Consider the following 21,105-nt stretch of genomic DNA (forward strand, 5'->3'; position numbering starts at 1 on the left):
TAGTGAATTTAACCGGAGGGTGACGTAAAACACGTGGAAGACCGGACATACAATATTGATCGCGTCATCAAGAATGCGATTACGGTGATGGAAGACAGCAAGTACCAAATATTTGAGATAGGCGAAACCGCGCGCGAGGAGCTTCTGCTGCTGAATCAGGAGCTCGAGGAGGTATTGAAGGAGACGGCCGATACGATCGAGAAGGTCGACCGGCTGGAGCTGGAGTACCGCCGTGCGCGGATTCGTCTGACTGAGGTCAGCAAGGATTTCATCCGTTATAAGGAAGCCGATATTAAATCCGCATATGAGAAAGCAACTCAGCTGCAGCTGGATTTGATGGTATACAGGGAAAAGGAAGCTTATCTGAAGGCTCGGCGTGATGACCTGCAGAAACGGGTCAAGAACGTCGAGCTCTCTATTGAGCGCGCAGAAACAATCGGTTCCCAGATTAACGTAGTGCTCGAGTACCTGTCTGGCGACCTGAATCAGGTCACCCGTATTCTGGAATCAGCCAAGAACCGCCAGCTGCTTGGCCTCAAAATCATTTTAGCTCAGGAAGAAGAGCGCAAACGGATAGCCAGGGAGATTCATGATGGTCCTGCACAGTCCCTTGCCAATATAGTGCTTAGGACGGAAATTGCAGAAAGAATGCTCGGCAAGCAGGAATTTAAGCTAGTGCAGGACGAATTAATAGACTTAAAGGGACAGGTCCGGTCCGGACTGGAAGAAATAAGGAAAATTATGTTCAATCTGCGACCGATGGCCTTGGATGATCTGGGACTCGTCCCGACTCTGCGCAAATACATGCAGGATTTTGAGGAAAAGACGCAAATCCGCACCGTGTTTGAGACCATTGGCCGAGAGACCCGGCTGCCTTCCGCGATGGAGGCTGCTATCTACCGGTTAGTACAAGAGGCCTGTACGAATGCATTAAAGCATGCCAATCCTACTTTTATAGGACTAGAAGTGAAGTACCAAACTGACATGGTGAAGATTCTCATCCAGGACAACGGCTCGGGCTTCAATGTTGATGTAGTGGAAGCAAGATCCAAGGATAGCACTCATTTCGGCCTGATCGGCATGAGAGAGAGAGTCGAGCTTCTGGAGGGGAGGATGCATATCGAATCCGCCATCAATCAGGGGACGAAAATTTCGATTCATATTCCGACAAATGCGGAACAGAGAAAGGAGTAATTGACGATGGATCAGAAGCCCGCGGGCAACCGGAAAATTAAAGTGTTGATTGCAGACGATCATCAGTTGTTCCGGGAAGGCCTTAAACGGATTTTAAACATGGAGGATGACCTTGAGGTCATCGGAGAGTGCGGGGATGGGATCCAGGTTCTGGAGTTCTGTAACCATACCAAGCCTGAAGTGGTTCTGATGGACATTAACATGCCTATCGAGAACGGGGTTGTGGCTACCGAGCGGCTCCGCGATATTTTTCCCGAAATAAAAGTGATCATTCTCTCCATTCACGACGATGAGAGCTATGTATTCGAGACGCTGCGCAAAGGCGCGTCCGGGTACCTGTTGAAGGATATGGAAGCCGAGTCGCTCATTAACGCGATCCGCTCGGTCGTCAACGGGCATGCCTACATTCATCCGAAGGTGACGGGCAAGCTGATTAACCAGCTTCGCCGGATGACCTACCTCGATGAGATTGGTGTTGTATCCGGGGCGGCCGCGACGCAGGAGCCAGGGGTTAAGTTTGTCGCTGGCGACAACAACCCGCTTACACGCCGCGAGGCGGAAGTGCTCCGCTTAATGGCGGAAGGCAAGAGCAACAAGATGATTGGTGAATACCTGTATATCAGTGAGAAGACAGTCAAAAACCATGTCAGCAGTATTCTGCAGAAGATGGAGGTCGATGACCGTACACAGGCGGTTATTAATTCGATCAAGTTTGGCTGGGTAACGTTATAATACAATCATAGGCTTCGGAAGCAGCTCCTACAGCGGGGGCTGCTTTTTTGTTGTGTACACAGGTTACTCACTGCTCTGTGGATAATGTGAATAACTTGTGGGTAAATCTGTGGACAGGATTGCGCAGGACGCATACCGTGCGTCATACACAGGGCCGTCCCTACTTCATGGTCACCAGTAGGCGGGGTTACGCATATAGTGTGGCATCTGGTACAACAGCCATACCCGATTATTACAGGTTGGCATGAAGGAGGCGGGGAGCGATGATTCATATCCTCTTAGTAATTGTCTGCTGCTACACGCTTGCGGGCCTTGCTATATATTGGACAGCAGTTAACGGAAATAAACAGCGGGGAGCAAGACATTACGTATTGATGGCCAATAACCAGGCACCGAGAATTGAATGGTATCTCAGAGTGCTGCGCCGATTCTCGCTACGTTCCGGTACAGAGGTTAAAGTGACGGTTGTGGACTGCAACACTACCGATGAGACGATGGATATCGTTAAGCGGTTCCGGAGACAGGATGGGGGAGTGGCGGTATGCCGCACTGGAGAGACAGCTGCGCAGGGGAAAGTCAGCGGGCTGCGAAAATGGGAGCGCATACATGACTGGGGTCCGCACATGGGAACGGACAGCTCTGGTGCCGATTCGTTCTCGGGGAGAGAGAAGGATGAGCTGGAGCCTTCCCGGCTCCTGTGGAAGCTGCAGCTTGAAGGTTATATCCATGCGGCCGAGCATGCAGTGGTTGTGGATCTGCGCAATCCGGCAGAGCTTAACAAGCTCCCGCTCTAGCAGGGGAAGAGATGCAGTCGGCTTGTCTAATAGCTGTGGACATTTTATAATATAGGCAGCAGTTCGGCAGCTTGATGCTGCTGGCCGGCATAATTTAGGACCAACCGTGTGAAGCACACCCGGATAGCGCTTGTTAAGCGCTGTTCGGGTGTTTTTTGTGTTGGGACATGGCGGGTGGCAGACGGATAACGAGTCCGGTAATAGGCTGAGAACCGCATGGGAAGAAGGTGAATACGAGCCTGAGTGAGCATAGGGACAGAGAAAATTGCAGGAGGTGGAGAAATGAAGGCAGTCGTATACGCTGTACGCCAAGGGAACGCATGGAAGGCAGAGGCGGCCATTGATATGGGCGTAGCAGCGAGTTTTTGGACGGATGCTCTATTCAGGGAGCAGGTGGTGAGGGCTGCGCAAGGGAGAGATGAGGAGGGCAGCTTATGCCCGTTCCCTGCGGAGGAGCTGATTTTCTGGGATGAGCCGCTGCCGTTAGGTGACGCACTCGCTGCGGCGGAGCGGTATGACCGGTTAATGGGAAGGATAGGGACAGGTGGAGCGAGACAACAGTTACGAATAGGCGGGAGGTACTGGAGGCAGTTTGTGAGGGGGCGTGTGCCCCCTTGGAAAAAGCCGTTCAGCGGCGCAGAGCTCACCGCGGAGCAAGCACTGGAGAGAAGTGTGCGGGAGGCTGGGTTGACTGCCTTACGCACACGGGAGGGTGAGCCGCTGCGCAAGGCGGGCGGCTTGGGGCTGCGGCCGCCGGGCAGCAGCGGTGGCCGGGTTTGCCGGGTTCGCCCCGGCAGCGCGGGCGGACCCGGCGGGGCGCACAGGGCCTCCGCCATGGCGGAGGAGGCCCGTGCGCTCGCAGCGGCGGCGCAGACAGCCGCCGCTGCGCTGCAGGGGCGTGCGCTGCTCGGCAGCGAAGCGCACGCCCTGCTCGGCGCCGCGGGCGCCGAGTGCCCGGCAGCCGCCGGTTGGAGCGGGGTGCTCCAACTGGCGGCCCTGCTGGGCAGGCTGCGCCTCTGCAGCGCCATCGCCGGTGACGAAGTCCGGCGATGGCCGGGGGCGCGCCCCCGGCGCCGCCTCCGCTGCCTGCGCTGCGGCAGCGGGGATGCGCAGATGCGCAGCACGCCCTGCGCATCCTGCGGGCGGGTGTGCGCCTGCTGCGAGGCCTGCATCCTGCTGGGGCGCAGCCGCGAATGCGAGCTGCTGGTCATCGGCAGCGGGCAGCGGGCCTTTGGTGCGCAGCATCCCATCTTTTGGCATTCCCTGGCGCCGAACAGGCGGAACCATCGCCCGAACGATTCCACACCCGCCCAGCAGCTATCTGCCTCAGAACCCCCAGAAGCCCAAGAGGCCCAAGACCGTCTTAGCCGCTGGAAGCTCAGTCCCGCTCAGGCTGAAGCTGCGGGTGCCGCATTGGCATTCATTGAACAGCCGGTAACTAAAGTCCGAATTGATCTTTCAGCCGAACCTACCCACAGACGCAGGGCAGACCTGGCTGCTCCCGGCTCATCTGCGCATGCATACTTCTCATCGTTAAGACGCTTATTGCAGTGGCGGAAACAGACGGATGCTTTCCAGCATCAATTTTTGTTATGGGCGGTAACGGGCGCTGGCAAGACCGAAATGATTTTCCCGCTTGTGGAATCCGCAGCAGCCCGCGGCGGACAGGTGTTAATCGCAACACCGCGGCGAGATGTTGTGCTTGAGCTGGACCCCAGGATCAGAAAGGCCTTTCCTCACCTGTCCGTTGTAACGCTCTACGGAGGCAGTCCGCAACGCTGGGAGCGGGGCACGGTCACGCTTGCAACTACCCATCAGCTGATGCGGTTCCGCAGAGCATTTGACCTTGTCATTATTGATGAATTAGATGCCTACCCTTACCATGGCGACCCAATGCTTCACTACGCTGCTGAACAGGCAGCAGCGGCAGATGGCCGATGCATCCTGCTCTCTGCCACTCCTCCCGCTCCGCTTCAGCGTGCCGCCGCTTCAGGAAGACTGTGCCATGCGCGAGTGCCGGTCCGCTTCCATAGACATCCCCTGCCGGTGCCTGTCCAGCTTCGTGTCCCGCCTGCTGCAGAGCTGCTCAGGCAGCAGCAGCTGCCTGCAAGCTTAAGGAAAGCCCTGCTCGCCTCCGTCGCCAGGGGAGCGCAGGTATTTGTCTTCGTTCAGCGGATTAAGCTGTGCGAGCCCATTGCTGCCATGCTGGGCGCTGTCTGTCCGCCGGAAACGGCAGTTGGCTTTACCTCTTCGAAGGATGAGGAACGGGCGGACAAGGTGAACCGGTTTCGCAGCGGGGAGCTGCGCGTGCTGGTCACCACCACAATTCTCGAACGCGGGATCACAATCCCCCGCAGTGATGTCTTCATACTGGACGCGGACAGCCGGCTGTTCGATGAGGCGGCGCTTGTGCAGATGGCCGGCAGAGCCGGCCGCTCGGCGGATGATCCGGCAGGCCGCGTTTACTTCTGCAGTTCGATCCCAAGCCGGGCGCAGCGTCAGGCTGTACGGCATATCCGCATTATGAACCGGATGGCGGCGGCCAAAGGCTATATCATCAATCTGGATGCGGCAATACACAAGTAAAGGGGGAAGAGCATGTTGCTGTTAGATCGTATTATGTCATGGGCTGCTCAGGGACTGCAGGCTGGGGTGGGATTCCTTCAGGAGCAGAACTGCAGCTGCCTGGTGTGCGGCCGGAATACAGGCGGTAGGCTCGGCATGGAAGCCGGGCACAGCTTTAACGGCTGGTACCGCGATCTGCTTCCAGTGCAAAGGCGTTCGGTCAACCATATCCGACAGTCCATTTCGAATAAGCTGTGTGCGGGCTGTCTGGCTTTGATCCCTTGGCTAACTGAGATCAAGTGCAGGGCGTGCGGCCGCGGGATTGCGTGCCCGGACTGCGAGAGACGCTCCCGTCCGGCTTTTCGGTATAACCGGAGTGCCGTGCAGTATGATTCCGCCATGCGGGACTGGCTGGCGCTCTACAAATACCGCGGCCTGGAGAAGCTGGAGCCGCTGCTCGCCGAAATGCTGTATCTCCCTTACTATGGGCTAAGCAGGCTGGCAGCAGAGGCTGGAAGCAATCTTGTATCATGCGGCAGCGAACCCTGGGACATGGTCACATATGTGCCAGTAAGCAGCGAACGCGCACAGGAGCGCGGCTTTAACCAGGCAGAGCGGCTTGCAGCTGCACTAGGCAGCCAGTTTCACCTGCCCGTTCTTCCGCTCCTTATACGGACGAGACACAGCGGTAAGCAGAGCTTGAAGTCCCGGAGGGAGCGGGTGACGGATATGAGGTCCTTATTCGCTCCGGATGAGGCAGGCTGGACAGCATGGGAGTATCAGTATCAGCAGCGATGGAATCCTTCCGGGAAGCAGCGCAAGGACAAGCGGTCTAACAACCGCCCCTTGAACTCTCCAATCCGTATTCTTCTAATAGATGACATCTATACAACGGGAAGTACAATTGAGGCCTGCTCCGAGGTATTGAAATACCGCAGCAAGGTAACGTGTGAGGTGTACTCGCTTACGTGGTCCCGGTCATAAACTCCTCAATTTTCGACAGATTTTTATCAGAGAAGCGTCGAAAAATATCGCATTTTTTCCGTATATCCGTTACAATAAAATGACAAGCAAACGTGAAAAAGCAATATAAAGGATTAATGGAGGGGCGACTGCGCATGAACCTTGGAAATTGCCCGCGCTGCGGTAAGCTGTACGCCAAAAATCTTCGTGATATGTGTCCTGTATGTATAAAAGAGATTGATAAGCAGTATGAGTTGTGTGCCGAATATTTAAGGAAGAATAAGGGTTGCACCATTCATGACCTGTCCGAAGCGACTGAAGTTCCGATGAAGCAGATAACCCGGTTTATCCGGGAAGGCCGGATTTCGATTCTTAATCATCCGAATATGTCACTTGCTTGTGAGTCCTGCGGCACGCCGATCCGTGAAGGCAATATCTGCGGAGAATGCCGCCATAGAATCAGCCGTGACTTCCGGGAAGTCCAGAAGGCTGAACAGTCAAGATCGACTGAACAAGGGCACCATAGTACGTACTCCATTGACAAACTGCGTGATTAATTTTGGTATCTGCTTGCCATCTATAAATTTTTGTTGCAAAACAACCGATACTACCTTTATAAAGGGTATGTCGGTTGATTTTTTAATTGCTGTAAACAAAAGAGGTGGCGTCTATGAAGATCAATGAAACGAACCGTATTGGTGCTGTGAACTCCTATCAGAAGCAGCAGGATCATCGTACAGGTCAAGTAAACAAGAAGCGGCAGAAGGATGAGGTTCAAATCTCCGCAGAAGCCAAGCAGCTGCTTACGAGCAGCCGGGTCAATGATCCCCAGCAGGCAGAGCGGATCGAGAAGCTGAAGCAATCTGTAGCGACAGGCACGTATAAGGTTGATGCCGGCAAGGTCGCTGAGAAGCTCCTGCCGTACCTGAAACAATAACATTTGAAGGACAGGTGGACGAGAACATGTCTTTGGCTGACATTATGCAAACGCTGGAGCAGCAGACGGAGTTATACGAACAACTATTAGAGACGGCGAAGGAAAAGACCCCTGTTCTGGTCCACAATGAGGTGGATAAGCTTAACGGCATCATTCAGAAGGAACGGAAGCTTATCGCGCAGGCAGAAGTATTGGAGCGTGCTCGCATTCAGCAGACGAACTGGTACTTTGCCGAGATCAAGCACCGATCCAGAATGAATACGCTCCGTGAGCTTGTCCAATCCGTCCATCATCCGGAAGAGAAGAAGCGGCTGATTGACAAGCAGCAGCAGCTGTCGAGCATTTTGGGGGAGCTGCAGCGCAACAATTCACTCAATCAGCAGTTAATTGAACAATCACTTGCTTTTATTAACTATTCGATAGATTTGGTAGTAGATGACCCGACAGAGGATCTTGTGTACAAGCATCCGATGAAGGGAATGCCGGGCGCAGGTCGTGCCGGAGCTTTTGACACCAGAGCGTAGAGGAGGGGAAGACCTGTCATGAGATCAACGTTTCATACGCTGGAGACAGCGAAGCGCAGCTTGTTCACGCAGCAGGCTGCCATTAACACCGTTGGCCACAACATTGCCAACGCCAATACTGAAGGATACTCCCGCCAGATCGTCAAGATGGCCGCGGCACGCCCGATTGAAGCCTACGGCATGAGCCGTTCTGTGGCAGCGGGCCAGCTTGGTACGGGTGTTGAATTTACATCCATCGAGCGGGTACGCATATCATTCCTCGACGATCAGTTCCGCAACCAAAGCAAGTATCTGGGCAGCTGGAGTGTACAGAGCGATACACTGGAGAAGCTGGAAGCTGTGGTTAATGAACCGAGTGATACTGGCATTCGCAGTGTGTTGGATAAATTTTGGAATTCCTGGTCAGATTTAAGTAAGGATCCGGAGAATATTACAGGCCGCAAAATTGTAAGGGAAAATGCTCTTGCACTCACAGACTCCTTTAATCAAGTTAGCAAACAGCTTCAAGATTTGAATGCTGACCTTACCAGCAATATTGAAGTAAAAGCTACACAGATTAATACGATGCTCAGTACGATCTCTTCGCTTAATAATGAAATTAATCGAATTGAAGGACTTGGTGATCATGCCAATGATCTTAGAGACCAACGTGATTTGCTGACCGATCAGCTATCACAAATTGTTAACATCCAAGCTGCTGAAGGAGCGCAGGGCTACACCATCACTATGGGCGGACAAGTGCTTGTTCAAGGTGTAAATGTTGCACCGGTGACGGCAGCTTCGCTGGAAGCGGCGTATACATCAGGAGCACTAAATAATGGTGAAGTATTCGGGATGATCGTGTCCCGTGATATATATGTAAAAGAGTATCAGCAGCAGCTCGATACACTGGCTAACACACTAGCAAACGGCGAATTTGAAATAACAATGCCGGCTGGATCGACTATCCCGGGTGAAGCAGCGCCGCTGACTGCTCCGCGTGTTATTACGGTAAACGGGATAAATGGCTTGCATAAGCTGGGATATACACTGGAATCCCCGGCTAAGGCAGGGCTTGATTTCTTCACTTTTAAAAACGGGGCAGCAGGTATTACGGCATCAAGTATTCAGGTTAACCCAGAAATAGTATCTGATTCTAATAAAATTGCTACATCAGCCCGTGTAGAAAACGGGGAGACCGTTAAAGGGAATAACACACTCGCGCTGCTAATGGCAGAGCTGAGAGATGTTAAATTCAAGTTTGACGAGACAGCAATAGGCGGCAGCATATCATCTGCGACAATATCGGATAATTATAATGCAATGGTAGGTTCTCTTGGTGTACAGGCACAAGAAGCAAAACGGCAAGCGACAAACTCTAAGGCTCAAGTTGATCTCGTAAATTCGAACCGGGAGTCAGTAAGTGGTGTGTCGCTAGATGAGGAAATGTCCGAGTTGATCCGGTTCCAGCATGCATATTCTGCCGCAGCACGTATCATGACCACGTTTGACCAAATGCTTGAAAAACTGATTAACGGAACCGGTGTAGTCGGTCGTTAATAACGGAGGATATTAGATGCCATTACGTGTAACGCCGGGTATGATGCATATGCAGCTGACCCGCAACCTGAATAACAACCTGACGCAAATGCAGAGCATTCAGAACCAAGTTACAACAGGACGAACAATCAACAAACCTTCAGACGATCCAGTCGGAATCACTTATGCACTTCGTTACCGTACAGAGTTATCGGGTAATGAACAGTACCAGAAGAATGTTGATCAGGCGCTATCCTGGCTTGATTTTAATGACACCGTACTTGCACAGACGGGGGACGTTTTACAGAGGGTTAAGGAATTGACTGTTCAGGGCTCTAACGGTACCAATCCAGCTGAAGCCCTAGAGAATATCAAGAAAGAGATTGAGCAGTTGAAATCTCAATTGATTGATGTTGCCAACAGTAAAATGAATGGGAAATACGTCTTTAATGGTCAAAAATTCGACAGCATCCCTTACGATGTCAGTTCGGCAGGTTTTGATGCCAAGGCTGTACAGTCAGACACAGAACCAGTGGATTATATAGTAGGAGCGGGAGTCAAGCTAACAGTAAATATACCAGGAGCAAGTGTTTTTGGTGATCCGGATGCTGCCGGAACGACAGACAATATTTTTTCTACATTGGACCGTTTGATTACGGCACTCGGAACAACGAATCATAATGCAGTAGCAGCCGAAGTTACTAATATAGAATCTCGTATGAGTAAGGTCTTGAATGCAAGGGCAGAAGTAGGGGCTCGGGTGAATCGAATCGAGTTAATGCAAAATCGTCTCAATGATCTTGAAATCAATCTTACTGCGCTGCAGTCAAAGGTTGAAGATGCGGATTTTGAAGAACTGTTGATCAAGTCTAAAGTTAACGAGAATATATATCAAGCCTCATTATCGGTTGGCGCAAAAGTTATATCTCCATCACTGATCGACTTCTTAAGATAAGGGGGTCAGGGATTTGATTCCTATGCTGTCGATTGTTACCCAGGATGCTAAGCTTGGCATCAAGACGACCCGGGGACGTTATGAGATAAAGAGTACGCCTCCCGTTCTCCAGGTTGAGACAAAACCAGCTGTAATTACAGCAAATAACAAACCCGGAGAGTTAATCATTGATAGCAGTGAAGCGCATAACGCTCTGACTGGCGGGAAATACGAGGAATTCTGGGATCGTATTTACTCCCAGTATAAAGCTGTTGCGAAGCGGAATATTGAGCTGATTGTCGAAGAGGGCAATCGAATGGGAGATCTAAGAATCAAAGGGAACCCTATAGCTGATATGGCTCTGGATGCCTTTATCGAGGGTGCGCCGGATATTGAGGTCTACGGACCTGCAAGCTCCGATAATGTAAGTATTGAGTATATTCCCAATCAGCTTAATGTACAGGTCCAAACAGGCGGGGCGGATATTAACGTTAAAACAACCCGTCCTGAAATTAATTACCACCGGGGAAATGTGAGTATCTATATGGAACAGTATCCTTCAGTCACAATTACTCCCCCCAAAATTGATTTAGTGATTTAATTAAGAAGCTATAAGCGTTTTAATACGTTTATAGCTTCTATTTAGTTATAAAGCTGTTTTAATGTTTAGAAGAATGAATGATGTAGTCAGAAGGGTATAATAGTAAGATATAACAAACTTGTAAGCATAGGATTCGATTATACTACCTTAACTATGGAGGAGTCTAAATGGAATTAATTACCGATGTGTTTGGAGTTATAACTGTTGAAGAGAAGGATATTTTTCATTTCGAGGTCGGGATACCCGGCTTTGAAGAGTTATCATCTTTTGTTGTCATCCAGGACAGTACCGAAGCCTCTTTTTCCTATCTGCAATCGGTTGAGCGACCTGAATTATCTTTCTTCCTTATTGACCCCTTTGCTTTCTTTCCCGCATATGACTTTGAGCTGCCGGAGACAGCTGTGAAGGATTTAAAAGCAGAGTCAATTGAACAATTGCTGGTACGCACGATCGTGACAGTTAGAGACAAGCTGAGTAATGCCACAACCAATTTAGTTGCCCCGATAGTGTTAAACATGGAGGAACGAGTGGGCAAACAGGTTATCTTAATTCAAACAGACTACACGACACGACATAACCTGTTTCCAATAGAAACAGACGAGGTTAAGGGAGGGAATCCTTAATGCTAGTTCTTACGCGAAAGAAAGGACAGTCGATTGTCATTGGTGATGATATAGAGGTTGTTCTGTTAGAGGTCGAAGGGGATACCGTCAAAATCGGGATAACGGCTCCTAAAGAGGTTCAGATTGTCCGTAAAGAACTGCTAGCTTCTGTAACTGAGGTGAATCAAGAAGCAGCTGCCTCTAAGATTAACAGTGAGCAGTTTAAAAAATTAATTCAAAAAAACAAAAAAAGTTTGTAAGTGCTATAAACTATAAGTGATATACCGTCGATATATTAATTGTAGCCGGTTGAGGGCGGCCGACCCGACACGGTTAACCCACAAGGATGTGGAAATTAGTTAAACTCAGGGAGGAACTTTACAATGCGTATTAATCACAACATCACAGCTCTTAACAACCACCGTAACATGGGTCTGAACACAGCTAACACTAGCAAAAATATGGAGAAGCTTTCTTCTGGTCTTCGTATTAACCGTGCTGCAGACGACGCTGCAGGACTTGCAGTTTCCGAAAAAATGCGTGGTCAAATCCGTGGTCTAGAGCAAGCTCAGCGTAACGTACAGGACGGTATCTCTTTTGTACAAACAGCTGAAGGTGCAATGAACGAAGTTAGTGCGATGCTGACTCGTATGAAAGAGCTGAATGTACAGGAGCTTAACGGTACGTATTCCGATACCGATAAGGCTAACATCAACACTGAGCTGGAAGCCCTCGGCGATCAGATTGACTTGATCATGACTGAAACGAAGTTTAACGGTATCACAATTACTGCAGGTGCTACAATTCAAGCTAACGATTCTACACAATCTATCGCAATTAGCTCGATCAACACAGCTAGTTTCGTAGGTTTGACTAGCGCATCGTCCCTGGCTTCCGTTGAATCTGCTATTGAAGCAGTAGCTACTGAGCGTGCTAAACTGGGTGCTATGCAGAATCGTTTGGAATACACTTCCAACAACCTCGGTTCCACAGTTGAGAACCTGACTGCTGCCGAATCACGTATTCGTGACACAGACATGGCGAAGGAAATGGTACAGCTTTCAAAGAACCAAATTCTCCTTCAAGCTTCGCAGGCTATGCTTTCGCAAGCTAACCAAGCGCCACAAGGCGTACTGTCGCTCCTTCGTTAATCGAATTAACGGCCCTGCATTTGCAGGGCTTTTTTTTATAATTTCTCATGTGATGCAAGTTATCTATTGAAAGTATCCCCAGTCAAAATTATATGTTTATCTACATATTTTCGCCATAATAACTAATGGTTTATCGTATTAGTGACGATATATATAATAAGAGATTTAATGCGTAGGGGTGATAATGTGCAGGTATATAACGTAGGGTCGTTATTGCCGGCTGTGTCTGCAGCTTTCTCAAGCACCGCGACTGGTTCTGAAGCTAATCATGAATATAATACCCCAAGGACAGTCAAAATTGTGGCTAGCAGTGAATATGAGATAAGAAGTTTAGAAAGACAAGGTATGAATCTTACCCTGGGTGAAGAACAGATGGCTAAAGCGGTTGGAAGAGCAATTAAAGCTTTGGAAGGCCCGCAAACAGCTTTTGAAATGAAATATCACGATACCACTAACGCAATCATTATCAAGGTTCTTAATAAAGAAACTGGGGAACTTATCCGAGAAATACCGCCAGAGAAAACACTAGAGATGGTAGCTAAAATGATGGAGTTTGCTGGCTTATTAATTGATGAACGAGTATAAGGGGGAATAAGAATGCGTATATCAGGTTTTGCTTCAGGTCTGGATATTGATGAGATTGTGACAAATCTTATGAGAGCCAAACGTTTGCCTGTTGACAAGTTGACCAAGCAAAAAGTTTCGTTGGAATGGCAGCGTGAACAGTACAGGGAAATAAACAGCAAGATCGTTGATTTTCGTAATAATAAATTATTCAACTATAGCTTGACGAGTTCTATTAATGCGAAGCAGGTGAATATATCAGGCAACACGACTGCAGTCTCTGCTAAAACCACTCCTAATGCAGTAGCAGGCTCCATGACAATTGAAGTTGCTAGCTTGGCGACGGCTACTTCAGTCCAGTCAGTAGCGGGCCAAGGGATTGGAACTGTTGATACAAGTCTAACATTGAGTCAGTTAAAGGCGGCTAATCCGAATTTTACTTATACAGCTGATGCTCAAGGTAAAACGACAATTACAATTAATAACACCGACATTGTACTAGACGAAAATAAAGATACGCTACGTACAATGATTACTGCTATTAACAATAGCACTACAGCTGGTGTTAATGCCTTCCTAGACAGTACAACCGGTGAAATATCGATAAGTGCTAAGAATCCGGGAGCCACCAGCGCTGCGACAATTGCTCCTAACGGGTTGTTGGATAGCTTTAATCTAGATGCAGTAACAGCAGGTACTGATGCACAAATAAAGATTAATGGAATATCTACCACCCGTTCTTCCAATACGTTTACGGAAAATGGCGTTGAGATTACGCTTAATAATCCGACAGGCACAACAGCAGCAACCCTCAACGTTGTTACCAATACAGATAAGATCGTAGATACGATTAAATCGTTTATAACCGATTACAATAATTTGTTGGATTCGGTAAACGCTAAGCTTGGTGAAGAACGCTTCAGGACTTATCAGCCTTTGACTTCTGAAGAGAAGAAAGAGTTGACGGAAGATGAAATAAAGATGTGGGAAAGTAAAGCCAAGAGCGGTTTGATTCGTAGAGATAATGTGTTGTCCACTATGGTTAACAATATGCGGTTAGCTTCTATGACCAATGTTAATGTAGCTGGAGAGGATATTCATCTTGCTGAGATGGGGATTGGAACCGGCAAATGGCAGGATCGGGGCAAGCTTGTTATCGAAGATGAAAGCAAACTGCGGCAGATGATTGAAGCTGATCCGAATAAAGTGGTTTCATTCTTTACACAGAAGACGACAGTAACAGACCCGACATTAAAGGTATCCCCCACTAATCCTGACAGCGGATTGTTTAACCGTTTATCTAATTCATTGTTGAGTGCTGTTGAACAACTAGCGAAGAAAGCAGGAACCTCGCAATATAGTTCGGATGTTGCAGCAGCATTCTCGTCAGCAAGCAATATGGGGGAACAGCTGAGGTCAATTGATAACCGAATAGGTGATTGGAACAAACGACTAGCTATTATAGAAAATCGGTATTACAAGCAGTTTACTGCAATGGAAACGGCGATGAATAGATTTAGTGCTCAGGCCAGTTCATTATTTAGTTAAAGTTAAAAGAGGTGACTTTATTGATTAATAGCCCGCTTCAGAAATATCAACAGTCCTCCGTTCAGACAGCTTCCCGTGGTCAGTTAATCATTATGTTATACGATGGTGCGATTAGATTCACAAGACAGGGAATCGCTGCCATAGAAGAAAGCAACATACAGGCCACCAATCATAATCTTCAGCGCACGCAGACTATCATTCATGAACTTGTAGCCTGCCTGGACATGAAGTATCCGATTGCACAGAACCTTGTGTTAGTATACGAGTATATGCTTCGTAGATTGATAGAAGCTAACATTAAAAAGAAAAAGGAACCAGCCGAAGAAGTACTATCTTATCTGCTCGAACTTAAAGAAGCTTGGGTTCAAGCAGCAAAGTCAAGTACTGCTCCCCAGTCTCACGAGACAACGTATGGATAAGCTCTTAAAAGAGTTGCTTGATGTCACGCTTGAGTTGTGCACTTCTGGCCAAGAATGGGAATATGAACGCTATGTGTCCTTAGTTGAGCTTAGACAGGTAGTTGTCGATCGGTTACCCCTTCATAAGCCATTAACTCTGTTACAAGAAGGATATTTGAACCATCTAAGGCAATATGAAGAACAGATACTTCATCATATGCAGGCTTTAAAAGATGAAGCTGAACATAATTTAAACCGCATAAACGTAGCGAGGAAACAGCAGCAATTGTATACGTCTGCATCTGAAGTCCATGCGGATAGTTTCATGTTCGATAAGAGGAAGTAAGGCTTAGGATAACTAGTCGTATGACGACGAAACACCTCCATAGAATGCATCCTTATCATGAAAGATGGATGCAGCTGTGGAGGTGTTTTATTTAAAAAAAACAGCCGCCGACAGGTTCCGACGACTGACTGATTGATGAGACTAAAGGTTCTGTACCGCGGGGAGCTGGCGATACTGCGGGAAGACATCTAGAAATTTCTTTTTCATCAGATTTTTTTTGTCTGTATCTGTGCAGTGAATACAGTACTGAATATAAAGATGTTTTTTATTCGGAGATAACTTGATTGCCTCTTCGAAGAACATCAATGCGTCTTCTAAACAATCTTGGTTCACATGCAGATGAGCCAGATTTTCGCAGCTTATAGCATCTAATTCATCTTGATCCAACAGCACAGAGTAATATTGGAGTGCCAGATCTACTTGATTTTTGTTATAAAAGTAATTAGCTAAATGATTGACGATAACCGGATTGAATGGGATGTCCTGCATTAAACGATCAAACGCTTCAAATTGATGTAGATTATAAAGGTCGGTTAGCAGGTCATACAGCAATTGTTCGGGTACAGTATTTTCAATTGTATGGCGATCAGCTAAGTACTCACTTACAAATATTTTTAAGTCATAATTCGCATCTGCATTTGATATCTCCTTTAACAGAACGGCGTCATTCCAGACTAACGCTGCTAGCAATAAACATTTATTAATACGCTTAGGATCAGCAGTAAGCCTGCTGCTGGAAGATAACTCTTCTTTGAACAACTCTTTATTATTCGTTAAGATGGCATACTGCAGGTGGCTTACTGATGAGATATATGATGTATCAAGCTGTTTGTAGAAGTGGTGGGCTACAGCCGGTTGACCGACCGCTACAGCGGTAGAAAAGAGCTTGGTGACAGAAAGCTTATCTTCTTGGTCTGGATAAAACTTTCCCAATAGACGTATCGTTTCGGATTCAGATTCGTTCATAGCCAGCAGTTCAATCCATTGGGCCAGCAGGGGCAAGTTGGATGTATTTTGCATTAACATTCGTGTCATTATGACGATTTGTTCTTTTATGTTTTTTTCTGTCGCATATATTTTTAAGAGATTCAAGTATGGAATGTTGGACCCTAGCTGAGGGAAAACAGCCCAGAAGTTATTATCAACCTCCAGCCGTTTTTCCGCGGCATTGAGTGCTTGCAAGAACGATTGTTTTGCTAACGAGTAGAAGCCTAAATCAATATAGAATGCTCCTTTGAAAGTGTGATACTCAGGAAATTCCTCCCACTCGATGAGTTTCGTTTCAATTAATTCCCATGCTTCTTTCACATGATTGACAATGAGCAAATTTTGAATATAAGCAATCAGACAATGGATATACCATGGGTGTTTGGAGGTAGTTCCCTGTAGAGCTCTTTTATAGTTATAATTAGCTTTTTTGTAATCTTTCAATACGGTATATTCGTTTCCAATAACAAAATAATCATATTGAGTGAGAGAACTGTTCTTCTTCATATTTATTAGTAAATCGAGGTTGCGTTCTGATTTATTCTTTTTATTAAGTGTATCAGCCAAGTATCCTGTATGGTAGATGTTGACTGGGGCAGCTATACTGACAGCCGGTATCCCTTTTTTTGAGACAATCTGCTCGTGTATGGGCCGGTTATACTCAAAATTCATATGATTGGGAAATAAACGGGGTACAGGGGCATCGGAAAAGTTGTTGTTTTTCACGTCTCCTAAGTAACTAATAACGGACACGGTAAAGAACTGGTCCTCCCGCGGGATTAGATTAGACAGAAAGCTACGCAGCATTTCTGCATCTTTCTCCTGCATATATTCGTCGGCATCCATAATTAGAACCCACTTAGACGTGGCATATTTAATGCTTTCATTTCGGGCAGCGGCAAAATCGTTTACCCAAGTGAAATCATAGACATGCTTAGTATATTTGTGTGCAATTTCTTTGGTTCTATCGGTTGAACCTGTATCAACAATGATAATTTCATCAACAGCACTTTTCATGCTCTTTAAACAACGGTCAAGCACCTCTTCTTCATTTTTCACGATCATACATAGTGAAACAAGTTTTTCCATAGTATCTCCCGTAAGATTAGTATAGGATTTATCGTCTACTGACTCGTACTTTTATTATCGACAATTCAGGGCAGAAATATTATGTGTTGTAATATTTTCAACGCGTTATTTGTACCATTGAACTGAACTTTTATTGGTAGAATGTCGATATAAAAGTAGATCAGTTTTTCAGTATGTGAATGCAGCTTACGAGGGGATGAGAAGATGGATACACGGAGTGAAATGAATATATACATGACTAAAATAAAGGAACAAATCACAAATCTAATAGAAGACGGATTTTTGGCTGACGCAGAACAGCTTATAACTCAATACGAGGACATTATTAAAAACGATAATGATATTATTACCATGAAGGCTGTCATAAAGCTAAGCAAAGGGTTCCTGTCAGAAGCGGAGGAGCTACTATGGGAAGGTTTTGATAAGGGTAATCAGGCAGATATTCTATTTAACCTGGCATATATTTATCAAATACAAAGGGATTATCCCCGAGCATACAGATTTTATGAAAGGGCAAGAATGTCAGTCCAAGATGAAGGCTCTGCCCAAGAAATAGAGGACGCCATCATCGCTTTGAATTCTTTTGTTACTCAAGATGAGGAAAGAGTTATTAAACGTTTTATTGTAATGTCATCATGTGGATGGGGAGAAATGAAACAAAGGCCACATAATCTGGCCATAGCTTTGTCCAAAATGGGGCATTATGTTGATTATGTAAGCTCTTCAAGGGAAAAGCGAAAAACCAATAATTCCAGTATCACGATTGATAAATTAGTGAACCATAGTCTGTCGGCAGGATATACTACTGCTTTTCTAAGGGCCATAAACCCAATTGAAGTTTACTATGACGGCAAGGTTCTAATGGACAATTATTTGGCGCTGCTTCAACAACTGCTCGATGAATCACAAGAAGAAGTAATTATAATCAGTTATTTACCTAGCTCGATTATTTACTTAAATGCTCTTAAAGGAAACTTTAAGGTGATTTATGATTGCGTAGATGATCATAGTGACCTTGTTAACTCTTCATGGAACATCAAACGGGATAGAGAATATGAAGAGATATTGCTTAACAAGGCTGATTTTACTCTAACGACGAGTAACACACTATACCTTTCCAAAAGTATAGGAAGGGATAATGTGTATCTATCTAAAAATGCCGTTGAACCCACGAGTTTCAGTAAGTGTGGACAGCTAGCAGTGTTGCCTGAAGATATTATAGATTTGCCGCGGCCACTGATATGCTATATGGGTGCAGTGGATAAATGGTTTGATGAAGAATTGTTTTATCAACTAGTTAGAAATAATAAGGAAATGTCCTTTGTCGTTATTGGTCCCGTTCAACCAGGAATGCTTTCAGTAAAAGAAAACAATCTTTATCTGCTCGGAATTAAGGAGCATGAACGGCTGCAATATTATCTAGAGCATATGGACGTAGGAATCATCCCCTTTAAGACTAGCGAGGACATAATCGTTCACTGTGACCCAATTAAACTATATGAGTATGCAGCCTGCGGGCTTCCTGTTGTGGGCCCATCAATGCCGGAGTTAGCAGTTGGTAAAGGCTTTATAACTGTCGCAGATGGTTTTTGGGCTTTTAATGAAGCGTTACGTAAATCCTTGCTTGTTGAAGTGGATACTCAAGAGATCCAAGAGTTTGTTCGATCTAATACTTGGATATCTAGAAGCATTCAGTTGCTTGATATATTAAACGGAAAAACAGCGCCCTATGAAAAGGAAGTAGTCTTACCTCAAATAAAGGAATTCTGGGATAAGCATCTTGATACAGCTAATAATCCACTATATCAATCCGTTTACTCACTGCTTTACGCGGAATCTGATAAAGAAAAGTTTTTCCAGTACGCTGAGAATGGTTTTAAGGGAGACAAGAGCAATTATTCGTTAAGAGTATATGCCCTTGCCTCATTTATGACCAATAGAGTTCCTGATTTCATTGAAGAATTATTAGATTGTTCTTTGGTAGAAGATAATATTAAAGCTGAGTTACTGTTATTACGGAAGAGAAAGAGGTTTGATATTCTCCGATTGAGAGTATTATATATAGCTAAGTGTTACGGACTCCTTTACTCAGAAATCTTCAAGCTCAAGGAAGAAGACAAAACTATAGAATTGGCTCATTTTTGTTATGAAGTCGATGATTTGATCGATGCGAAGGAACTATATATAAAGGCTAAAGAGCAAGATGATTATCTATTAGAAAGCCCACTTTATTATAAGAATCAAGCTGCTTTATTCATTGCAGACGGAGACTATGCAAGCAGTCAGTCTTTCCTTGTAAAGTCACGCAAGCTGACTAAAGAATATTTGCAATCTTATATTCCAGTCGACGAAAACAATCAGTCGTTAAGTAAAGTGAGGTTTAGTGTAGTTATACCAACTAGAAACTCTTCCGACACCTTGGAGTTTACTTTAATGACATGTCTGGATCAAAATTATGACGACTATGAAATTATAGTGAGTGATAATAGTAGTGATGAATTGACTAAGAATTTAATAGATCGGCTAAACGAGGATCGTATTAAATATTTCAAGCCAGAGCGGGAGCTGGCAATGACCGAGAACTTTAACTATGCTATCTCTAAGGTCAAGGGGGAATATGTCATCGTTCTTGGTTCCGATGATGGTTTGTTACTCCATGCCTTATCTACACTTGATGTATTATTGGAGACCCTTAATACTAAAATCCTTCATTGGAATCTTGTAGCCTATGGTTGGCCTGATGTTCAATTAAACGGTTATCAAAACTATCTTAATATTCCTTACATTGAGGCTGGCACGGCTATTACCTCATATAAATTGGAGTCGCTGAATGCTATAAAAGACGTAGCGGCTTTTAATAAGTTGTACAGCAGCCTGCCAATGTTATACTGCAATTCGGTTGTTCATACCAGCCTTCTAAAAGAACTTGTAACAAAGACGGGAGAGGTTTATAAAAGTATAGCTCCGGATGTTTATTCAGGATTTGCTATGTCTTCATTAGAGAAGTATTTTATTTCGATAAATGTTCCCATGAGTATTGGAGGTTCATCTGGCAATAGTAATGGGATATCATACCACTATGGTGGGGATGAAAAATCAGATGGAATTAAAAAAGATTACATGGCTTTAAATAAGCAAGCTGGGCTAGAGTTAAATGGTATCATACCTAATGTGAAGAGTGTGCAAGCATCAGTTGGTGCATCTTTTATTGCTGCTAAACAGGCACTCTTTCCTGATATCAGTGAACTAGAGCTGAATAGGAAAAAAATGATAGAACAAACAGTCGAAAGTTTGCATAGCGATGATAGTGAATTTCAACTTATTTTAAGCGCCTTGTATGAATCCCTCCAAGATGATAAAAAACTAATGGAGTGGTTTGAGGAATCGTATCTGCAAAATCCAACGTTTAAGGGAAGAGTGACCCCTCGTAAAGTTGAGTTTAAAGAAGGTTTTCGAAAGGACGGTGGCTTATATCTAGATGCTTCCAAGTTCGATGTATCCAATGTTTATGGAGCTGCCCAATTATATAGGAAGATAACCGGATTGTAGTAATCATTTGAACGCAATAGCCGCTAACAGATTTATAGACTGTTGGCGGCTATTAAGTTAGAAATGTGACTATACGAAAGATATGCTTGTTAATGAATTATAGTCTGGT

General features: G+C 45.9%; 20 protein-coding genes. 19 read left to right on the top strand and 1 reads right to left on the bottom strand.

The window, feature by feature from the left end:
- The first annotated feature begins 33 nt into the window (after nucleotides 1-33).
- From DNH61_RS00780 to DNH61_RS00865, 18 genes are all read left to right on the top strand, one after another.
- On the top strand, nucleotides 34-1,194 hold the full coding sequence (locus DNH61_RS00780; RefSeq protein ID WP_111144790.1) for a sensor histidine kinase: 1,161 nt from the start codon (nucleotides 34-36) through the stop codon (nucleotides 1,192-1,194).
- Between the two features lie 6 nt (nucleotides 1,195-1,200).
- Nucleotides 1,201-1,926 (top strand): response regulator, encoded by a 726-nt coding sequence (locus tag DNH61_RS00785; protein WP_111144791.1) that lies wholly within the window; start codon nucleotides 1,201-1,203, stop codon nucleotides 1,924-1,926.
- A gap of 263 nt (nucleotides 1,927-2,189) precedes the next feature.
- On the top strand, nucleotides 2,190-2,720 hold the full coding sequence (locus DNH61_RS00790; protein ID WP_111144792.1) for a hypothetical protein: 531 nt from the start codon (nucleotides 2,190-2,192) through the stop codon (nucleotides 2,718-2,720).
- Between the two features lie 282 nt (nucleotides 2,721-3,002).
- Entirely contained in the window at nucleotides 3,003-5,306 is a 2,304-nt protein-coding gene (locus DNH61_RS00795) for a helicase-related protein (RefSeq protein WP_245947816.1), read from the top strand.
- Nucleotides 5,307-5,318: 12 nt separating this feature from the next.
- The gene (locus DNH61_RS00800) at nucleotides 5,319-6,269 is read left to right on the top strand and encodes a ComF family protein (RefSeq protein ID WP_111144793.1); all 951 of its coding nucleotides are present in this window, start codon (nucleotides 5,319-5,321) and stop codon (nucleotides 6,267-6,269) included.
- Between the two features lie 134 nt (nucleotides 6,270-6,403).
- Nucleotides 6,404-6,805, top strand: a complete 402-nt coding sequence (locus DNH61_RS00805; RefSeq protein WP_111144794.1) for a TIGR03826 family flagellar region protein — start codon at nucleotides 6,404-6,406, stop codon at nucleotides 6,803-6,805.
- A gap of 113 nt (nucleotides 6,806-6,918) precedes the next feature.
- Nucleotides 6,919-7,185, top strand: a complete 267-nt coding sequence (flgM, locus tag DNH61_RS00810) for a flagellar biosynthesis anti-sigma factor FlgM (RefSeq protein ID WP_111144795.1) — start codon at nucleotides 6,919-6,921, stop codon at nucleotides 7,183-7,185.
- Between the two features lie 26 nt (nucleotides 7,186-7,211).
- Nucleotides 7,212-7,709, top strand: a complete 498-nt coding sequence (locus tag DNH61_RS00815) for a flagellar protein FlgN (protein WP_111144796.1) — start codon at nucleotides 7,212-7,214, stop codon at nucleotides 7,707-7,709.
- Nucleotides 7,710-7,727: 18 nt separating this feature from the next.
- Nucleotides 7,728-9,248: a flagellar hook-associated protein FlgK gene (gene flgK, locus DNH61_RS00820; protein ID WP_111144797.1), complete on the top strand. Its 1,521-nt coding sequence runs from the start codon at nucleotides 7,728-7,730 to the stop codon at nucleotides 9,246-9,248.
- A 16-nt stretch (nucleotides 9,249-9,264) separates the two neighbouring features.
- Entirely contained in the window at nucleotides 9,265-10,182 is a 918-nt protein-coding gene (flgL, locus tag DNH61_RS00825; protein ID WP_111144798.1) for a flagellar hook-associated protein FlgL, read from the top strand.
- Between the two features lie 22 nt (nucleotides 10,183-10,204).
- On the top strand, nucleotides 10,205-10,762 hold the full coding sequence (locus tag DNH61_RS00830; RefSeq protein WP_245947834.1) for a DUF6470 family protein: 558 nt from the start codon (nucleotides 10,205-10,207) through the stop codon (nucleotides 10,760-10,762).
- Between the two features lie 167 nt (nucleotides 10,763-10,929).
- Entirely contained in the window at nucleotides 10,930-11,385 is a 456-nt protein-coding gene (gene fliW, locus DNH61_RS00835; RefSeq protein WP_111144800.1) for a flagellar assembly protein FliW, read from the top strand.
- Nucleotides 11,385-11,624 (top strand): carbon storage regulator CsrA, encoded by a 240-nt coding sequence (gene csrA / locus DNH61_RS00840; protein WP_111144801.1) that lies wholly within the window; start codon nucleotides 11,385-11,387, stop codon nucleotides 11,622-11,624. The genes fliW and csrA overlap by 1 nt, the downstream gene beginning before the upstream one ends.
- Before the next feature lie 123 nt (nucleotides 11,625-11,747).
- Nucleotides 11,748-12,515, top strand: a complete 768-nt coding sequence (locus DNH61_RS00845; RefSeq protein ID WP_111144802.1) for a flagellin N-terminal helical domain-containing protein — start codon at nucleotides 11,748-11,750, stop codon at nucleotides 12,513-12,515.
- 186 nt (nucleotides 12,516-12,701) lie between these two features.
- Nucleotides 12,702-13,100, top strand: coding sequence for a flagellar protein FlaG (locus DNH61_RS00850; protein ID WP_245947818.1), 399 nt, complete (start codon nucleotides 12,702-12,704; stop codon nucleotides 13,098-13,100).
- Between the two features lie 12 nt (nucleotides 13,101-13,112).
- Nucleotides 13,113-14,627 (top strand): flagellar filament capping protein FliD, encoded by a 1,515-nt coding sequence (gene fliD / locus DNH61_RS00855; RefSeq protein WP_111144804.1) that lies wholly within the window; start codon nucleotides 13,113-13,115, stop codon nucleotides 14,625-14,627.
- 11 nt (nucleotides 14,628-14,638) lie between these two features.
- Complete coding sequence (gene fliS, locus DNH61_RS00860; RefSeq protein ID WP_425452193.1) at nucleotides 14,639-15,046, top strand: flagellar export chaperone FliS; 408 nt, start codon at nucleotides 14,639-14,641, stop codon at nucleotides 15,044-15,046.
- A complete protein-coding gene (locus DNH61_RS00865; RefSeq protein WP_111144806.1) occupies nucleotides 15,039-15,371 on the top strand; it encodes a hypothetical protein in 333 nt (110 codons plus the stop codon). Before fliS ends, DNH61_RS00865 begins: the two co-directional genes overlap by 8 nt.
- Before the next feature lie 141 nt (nucleotides 15,372-15,512).
- Here DNH61_RS00865 and DNH61_RS00870 read toward each other — a convergent pair whose 3' ends face one another.
- Nucleotides 15,513-17,447 (bottom strand): glycosyltransferase family 2 protein, encoded by a 1,935-nt coding sequence (locus DNH61_RS00870; protein ID WP_111144807.1) that lies wholly within the window; start codon nucleotides 17,445-17,447, stop codon nucleotides 15,513-15,515.
- Nucleotides 17,448-17,651: 204 nt separating this feature from the next.
- Between DNH61_RS00870 and DNH61_RS00875 the strand changes: the two genes are divergently transcribed.
- Nucleotides 17,652-20,996: a glycosyltransferase gene (locus DNH61_RS00875; RefSeq protein WP_111144808.1), complete on the top strand. Its 3,345-nt coding sequence runs from the start codon at nucleotides 17,652-17,654 to the stop codon at nucleotides 20,994-20,996.
- Nucleotides 20,997-21,105: the final 109 nt, after the last annotated feature.

The organism is Paenibacillus sambharensis (genome assembly GCF_003233845.1).
GTDB classification, from domain to species: Bacteria; Bacillota; Bacilli; order Paenibacillales; family Paenibacillaceae; genus Paenibacillus_I; species Paenibacillus_I sambharensis.